The organism is Actinomycetota bacterium (genome assembly GCA_036280995.1).
Taxonomy (GTDB): Bacteria; Actinomycetota; CALGFH01; order CALGFH01; family CALGFH01; genus CALGFH01.
On the sequence record DASUPQ010000245.1, the window covers coordinates 1 to 4858 of the forward strand.

The 4858-nt window shown below is 70.4% G+C and carries 5 protein-coding genes; 2 read left to right on the top strand and 3 right to left on the bottom strand.

Annotated elements, in window-relative coordinates; genetic code table 11:
* On the top strand, positions 1-208 hold a 208-nt coding region (locus VF468_08260), incomplete at its 5' end, for an Rv3235 family protein (protein ID HEX5878300.1).
* Between the two features lie 130 nt (positions 209-338).
* Positions 339-515, top strand: a complete 177-nt coding sequence (locus tag VF468_08265; GenBank protein HEX5878301.1) for a hypothetical protein — start codon at positions 339-341, stop codon at positions 513-515.
* Positions 516-620: 105 nt separating this feature from the next.
* Here the strand turns inward: VF468_08265 and secA are convergent, their stop codons facing one another.
* The 3 genes from secA to VF468_08280 all read right to left on the bottom strand — a co-directional run.
* Complete coding sequence (gene secA / locus VF468_08270) at positions 621-3314, bottom strand: preprotein translocase subunit SecA (GenBank protein HEX5878302.1); 2694 nt, start codon at positions 3312-3314, stop codon at positions 621-623.
* Between the two features lie 63 nt (positions 3315-3377).
* Positions 3378-4343 carry an ROK family protein gene (locus tag VF468_08275; GenBank protein ID HEX5878303.1) on the bottom strand — a complete coding sequence of 322 codons (966 nt, stop codon included), beginning with the start codon at positions 4341-4343 and terminating at the stop codon, positions 3378-3380.
* A 35-nt stretch (positions 4344-4378) separates the two neighbouring features.
* The coding region (locus VF468_08280) for a response regulator transcription factor (GenBank protein ID HEX5878304.1) at positions 4379-4858 on the bottom strand (480 nt) is incomplete at its 5' end.

The window sequence follows — 4858 nt, forward strand, 5'->3', positions numbered from 1 at the left end:
TGGCCGCTCGGTCATCTCCATCTGCTGCCAGGAGGACCTGCCCGGCCTGGCGGACACGGTGGCGGTGGTGCGGAAGGGCGACCTTGTCCGCCCGGTGGCGCTCCGCCTGGACGCCGGAGGCGGCCGCTGGATCGTGACCGAGCTTCGCTGGTGGCGTAACGAGACCGGCACGGCCACGACACCCGGCCGAGACGACGGATCGTCATGATGAAGCCGATCGGGATCCGCGACGAAGACAACGTAGGCTCGCGGGAACCGTGGTTCGAGGATCGCAGGGCGACCCAGGTCCCGGAGCACGGCGGAGCGGATCCGGGTGGTTCGACGGTTCGGGGGTCGAGATGGCAGGGATGGCGGAGGGCTACTGGAAGGAGCTGCGGCCGTCGGGCGCCGCCAGGCTCCGCCTCGACGTGACCATCCACGACGACCAGGAGCCCAGCGCTCGCGACCTCCGCCGCCGCCAGCGCCAGCGCCAGACCGCCCGGTCCAGGGTCCGAGCCGCCGCCTCCCGCAGCTAGCGGCAGGCCCTACCGGTCCGGCCAGCACCGGTCCAGGCCGGGAGACGCAACCAGTCACCCGCCCGGTGCCGACCAGGACCGGGACCCCTGCCGTTTCTGTCCCGGTTACGGACGCGGGGTCGCGGCGCCGTGGCAGAGCTTGTACTTCTTGCCTGAGCCGCAGGGGCAGGGTTGGTTGCGGCCGACCTTCTTGCCGCCCTGGCGTTGGGGCTGGGAGGCGGCGGCGCGCTCGTCGGCCTCGGTGACGGCGGAGCTGAGCTGGGTCGGGGGTGGGGCGGGGGCCTGGCGGCGTTGCTCGTCCTCGTCAACGACCTGGATGGAGGCGTTGAAGACGTAGGCGACGGCCTCGCGCTTGATGGAGTCCTGCATCGCCTGGAACATGTCGAAGCCCTCGCGCTGGTACTCGACCAGGGGATCGCGCTGGCCGATGGCGCGCAGGCCGATGCCCTCCTGGAGGTAGTCCATCTCGTAGAGGTGCTCGCGCCAGTGGCGGTCGAGGACGGTGAGGAGCACCCGGCGCTCGAACTGGTGCAGCAGGTCGGCCCCGAACTCGGCCTCGCGCTCCTTGTAGGCGCGCTCGGCGTCGTCAAGGAGCATGTTCTCGAACTCGTTGTGGTCGAGACCCTCCAGGTCGAGGGTGTCGGGGTCCAGCTGGGTCGGGTAGAGCTGGGCGATCGCCTTGAAGAGGCCCTCGAGGTCCCACTCCTCGGGGTAGGCGCCCTGGGGGCAGTACTCGGCGACCAGGCCGCTGACCACGTCGCCGAGGAAGCCGAGGGTCTGGTCGCGCAGCTCGTCGCCACCTTCGAGGATCTGGCGGCGGGTCTCGTAGATGACCTGGCGCTGCTTGTTCATGACCTCGTCGTACTTGAGGACGTTCTTGCGCCGCTCGAAGTTCTGCGACTCGACCTGGCGCTGGGCGTTGGCGATGGCCTTGGTCACCAGCCGGTGGGTGATGGGCACGTCGTCGGGCAGCGACAGCCGCTCCATCAGGTTGCCGACCGTCTTGGTGGCGAACATGCGCATCAGGTCGTCCTCGAGGGACAGGTAGAAGCGGGACTCGCCCGGGTCGCCCTGGCGGCCGGAGCGGCCGCGGAGCTGGTTGTCGATCCGGCGGGACTCGTGGCGTTCGGTGCCGAGCACGGCCAGCCCGCCCCGGTCGACCACCTGCTGGTGCTCGTCGGCGACCTGGCGGGTCTTGTCCTCGATGGCCGCCTGCCGGGCGGCGTTCCACTCCTCCGGGGGCGTCTCGAGGGGGTCCATGCCCTTGGCCCGCAGCGACTCGTCGGCCAGGTACTCGACGTTGCCGCCGAGCATGATGTCGACGCCGCGGCCGGCCATGTTGGTGGCCACGGTGACCGCGCCCAGCCGGCCGGCCTGGGCGATGATGTGGGCCTCGCGCTCGTGGTGCTTGGCGTTGAGGATCTCGGCCTTGATCCCGCGCTTCTCCAGCAGCCGGTTGACCCGCTCGGACTTCTCGATGGAGACGGTGCCGACCAGGATCGGCTGGCCGCGCTCGTGGCGCTCGGCGATCTCGTCGACCAGGGCCTCGAACTTGGCCTGCTCGGTCTTGTAGATCACGTCCCCGTGGTCCTCGCGGATCATTGGCCGGTTGGTCGGGACCTCGACCACGCCCAGCTTGTAGATGTGGTTGAACTCGGCCGCCTCGGTCTTGGCCGTGCCCGTCATGCCGGCGATCTTGTCGTACATGCGGAAGTAGTTCTGCAGGGTGATGGTGGCGTAGGTCTGGTTCTCCTCCTTGATCGAGACCCCTTCCTTGGCCTCGATGGCCTGGTGCAGGCCCTCGGAGTAGCGCCGTCCCTCCAGCACCCGCCCGGTGAACTCGTCGACGATCAGGACCTCGCCGTCGCGCACGATGTACTCGTCGTCGCGCTTGTAGAGCTCCTTGGCCCGGATGGCGTTCTGCAGGTGGTGGACCAGGGGGGTGTTGATGGCGTCGTAGAGGTTCTCGATCTGGAGCAGCTCCTCGACCTTGGCGATCCCGGCCTCGTTGATGGCCACGGTGTGCTTGCCTTCGTCGACCTCGTAGTGCATGTCGCGGTGCAGCCGCGGCGCCAGGCGGGCGAACTGCTGGTACCAGCGGTGGCCCTGCTCGGTGGCGCCGGAGATGATCAGCGGGGTCCGGGCCTCGTCGACCAGGATGGAGTCGACCTCGTCGACGATGGCGTAGGCGTGGCCGCGCTGGACCAGGTCCTCGGTGAACACGGCCATGTTGTCGCGCAGGTAGTCGAAGCCGAACTCGTTGTTGGTGCCGTGGGTGATGTCGGCGTCGTAGGCGGGCCGGCGCTCCTGGGGCTGCATGGTGGCCAGGATCACCCCGACCTCCAGGCCGAGGAAGCGGTGGATGACCCCCATCCACTCGGCGTCGCGCTTGGCCAGGTAGTCGTTGACGGTGACGATGTGGACGCCCTCGCCGGTGAGTGCGTTGAGGTAGGCGGAGAGCGTCGAGGTCAGCGTCTTGCCTTCGCCGGTCTTCATCTCGGCGATGTGGCCCCAGTGCAGCGCCGCACCGCCGACCAGCTGGACGTCGAAGTGGCGCTTGCCGAGGGTGCGGACGCTGGCCTCGCGGACGGTCGCGAACACCTCGGGGAGCAGGTCGTCGAGGGTCTGGCCGTCGGCCAGGCGCTTGCGGAAGGTGTCGGTCAGCTGGCGCAGCTCGGCGTCGGAGCGTGCCTGCATCGCCGGCTCGAAGGCGTTGATCTCGGGGACCACCGCCTGGCAGCGACGCAGGTCCCTGCCCTCGCCGAAGCTCAGGACCTTGGACAGCACCACGGGTCGGATTCCTCCTCAGACCGGTGGGCCGACCATCACCCGCCGGAGCTCAGTTGCAGCCAAAGTCCCATTCTAGTGACCGGGCGCCGGGTCGGTGTCCCAGCCGTAGCGGTCGGGGTCGAGCACGAAGGCGGCCGCGCCGAGGAGGCCGGCGGCCTCGCCGAGCTGGCCGGGGACGACCCGGCAGGCCGCGGCGAACGGGAAGCCGGCGTGGGTGGTGAACGCCTGCTGGAGCGGCTCCCAGAAGACCGGTCCTGACCGGGAGAAGCCGCCGACGATGGCCGCCACCTCGAGGTCGAGCAGGTTGGCGCAGGAGGCGACGGCCGTCCCGACGGCCCGGCCGGCCCTGGCCACGTTGCGGAGGGCGACCTCGTCGCCGGACGCGGCGGCCGCGGCCAGGGCGACCCCGTCGGCGACCACCCCGGGCCGGGGACGCCAGCCGTCGTCGAGGGCGTGGCGCACGGTGTTGGGCCCGGACGCGATCGCCTCCAGGCAGCCCCGGCCGCCGCAGGCGCAGGCCGGCCCGTCGAGCTCGACCACCACGTGGCCCACGTGGCCGGCGTTGCCGCTGGTGCCGTGGTAGAGGCGGCCGTCGAGGATGAGGCCGCCGCCGACCCCGGTGGAGACGGTGATGCCGAGCAGGTTGGCGGTGCCGGCGCCGGCGCCCTTCCAGTGCTCGCCGACGGTCAGCCCGACCGCGTCGTTGTGGATGAGCACCCGGTCGCTGGCGAACTCCTCGGCCAGGCGCTTGCGCAGCGGGAAGCCGCGCCAGGCGGGCATGTTGAGCGGGGACACCTCGCCCGAGGGCCAGACCATGGGCCCGGCGGCGGCCACGCCGACGCCGTCCAGGTCGCCGGGGAGGACGTCGGCGCCGCGCAGCGCCGCGGCCGCGCAGGCCAGCAGGGCCTCGTACAGCAGCTCGGGGTCGGGGCCGGTCGGCGAGGGCACCCGGCCCCGGCCCAGGATGCGGCCGGCGTCGTCGACCACCGCGGCGGCCAGCTTGGTCCCGCCGACGTCGAGCGCGAGCACGGCGGCCATGGGCCCGCTACCGACCGTCAGGAAGCGCCATGCCGCTACTTGATCTCGAGCAGCTTCTCGCGGACCGCGTACACCACCGCCTCCATCCGCGAGTGCAGGTGCAGCTTCTCGAGGATGTTGCGGATGTGGTTCTTGACGGTGTTCTCGGAGATGTAGAGCTCTTTGGCGATGTCGCGGTTGTTGTGGCCCTTGGCGACGAGCTTGAGGACCTCCATCTCGCGCTCGGTGAGGCGCGGGGTGGGGACCTGCTGCTTCTCGTCGGCCCGCTTGACCATGGTGGCGAACTCGTTGAGGAGCTTGGAGGCCATGGACGGCGAGATCAGCGACTGGCCCTGGTTGACCGAGCGGATCGCGTTGGCGACCTCCTCGATCGAGATCTCCTTGAGCAGGTAGCCGTTGGCGCCGGCCTTGATGGCGTCGTAGAGGTCGGCCTCCTCGTCGGAGATGGTCAGCATGAGGATCTTGGCGTGCGGGATGAGGTCCTTGATGGTCTGGGTCGCCTCGATGCCGCTGCG

Coding starts and splice junctions, on each gene's coding strand:
- VF468_08265 (HEX5878301.1), top strand. CDS start 339: ATGGCAGGGATGGCGGAGGGCTACTGGAAGGAGCTGCGGCCGTCGGGC.
- VF468_08275 (HEX5878303.1), bottom strand. CDS start 4,343: ATGGCCGCCGTGCTCGCGCTCGACGTCGGCGGGACCAAGCTGGCCGCC.